Source organism: uncultured Methanofollis sp. (assembly GCF_937919355.1).
GTDB lineage: Archaea > Halobacteriota > Methanomicrobia > Methanomicrobiales > Methanofollaceae > Methanofollis.
In genome coordinates, this window is the sequence record NZ_CALFSA010000198.1 from 1 (window position 1) to 1,433 (window position 1,433).

Here is a 1,433-nt window from a genome sequence, read left to right on the forward strand (position 1 = left end):
ATGCTCACTTTGTTCGGTCCTCGAAGACTTCGTCTTCTCATGCTCACTTTGTTCGGTCCTCGAAGACTTCGTCTTCTCATGCTCACTTTGTTCGCACCTCGAAGACTTCGTCTCATGGCACATCAAAGATGTGCCTGCTCAGGAGATCTCCGATCTCCTGTGTCCCGGACTCCCTTCGGTCGAGGGCCATCTCCTTCATCAGGATCTCTGTTCTCTCTTCCCCGGCACAATCCCGATTTCGGGGGACGACCGAAGGGAGTCGAGAAGACGAAGTCTTCGCTGTGCGAGCGTCAGCGAGCTCGAGAAACCGAAGGTTTCGAGTTCCAGGGGTGTCAGTCCCCTGGTAGAGAGGTGGGAGAAGGCGGTGGGTCCGCATCTCCTCTCAGGAAAGGGAGAGAGACATCGTGTGAACGGTCCGCCCTCTGCCTTCCCGACCCTATCGCAATGTGCGGGGTCCGGGGGCAGCGCCCCCGGCGCGAGCGTGTGGGAAGGCACGTTGACCAGCAGACCACACAGAACAATCTTCATCGTGTATGCTTGAGTCCCCGGGGATTCATGCCAGGTTCACCCCGGAACAGGCACAAGAACAGGATTCTCAGAACCAGATGCGAGTATTTTCATTGACGGGACTGAGGGATTGGATCAGTTCTGGGATAATCTCCGGAAAAAAGAACGGGAGTCCCGGCCGCCCTCTACACAAAGAGGTCGCGGACTCCGCTTCCGGTCGCCGCCGTGCAGTCGAGGGTGATCGGTGTGATGGAGACGTTTCCCTTCCTGATCGCGTGGACATCCGTCCCTTCCTCCGCGTCCTCCACGAGGGGACCGTTGATCCAGAAGTACGGCCTCCCCCTCGGGTCGAGGCGTTTCTCCACCCCGGTGTGGAAGAGTTTGCGCGCCAGGTGCGTCACCTCGTAACCACCCGTCACGCGAGAGGGGATGTTCACGTTGATGACGTCCGTCCTCGCCGGGAAACCGAGGGCGAGGATCTTCTCGCAGACGTCCCTGACGACCCGTTCGGCGTCGTCGAAACTGTTCCCGACATGGCGGGGGTCGTCGAACTTGTCCCCCTGGTCGGAGACCTGGAGGGAGAAGGCGATCGAGGGCACACCCTGGTTCGACGCCTCCATCGCCGCCCCCACTGTCCCGGAGGTCATGATCGACTCGTACGAGAGGTTCTCGCCGATATTGACGCCGCTCACCACCAGGTCGGGCCGGAGTTTGAGGGCGAAGAGCCCGATGATCACCGCATCAGTCGGTTTGCCGCCGACAGAATAGGCGCGGACACCGTCCACCATGATCTCCGTCGCCCGTATCGGTTCGAAGATCGAGATGGAACGTCCGACCGCGCTCTGCTGGGTTGCCGGGGCGACGACCGTCACGTCGGCGATCTCGGCGAGGGCCCTGTACGCCGCCCATATGCCGTTGGAGTAGAC

The 1,433-nt window shown here is 60.8% G+C and carries 1 protein-coding gene; it reads right to left on the reverse strand.

Annotated features, from left to right (window positions below):
* Positions 1–692: 692 nt before the first annotated feature.
* A partial coding sequence (gene surE, locus Q0520_RS09715) for a 5'/3'-nucleotidase SurE (RefSeq protein WP_298669458.1) occupies positions 693–1,433 on the reverse strand: 741 nt, incomplete at its 5' end.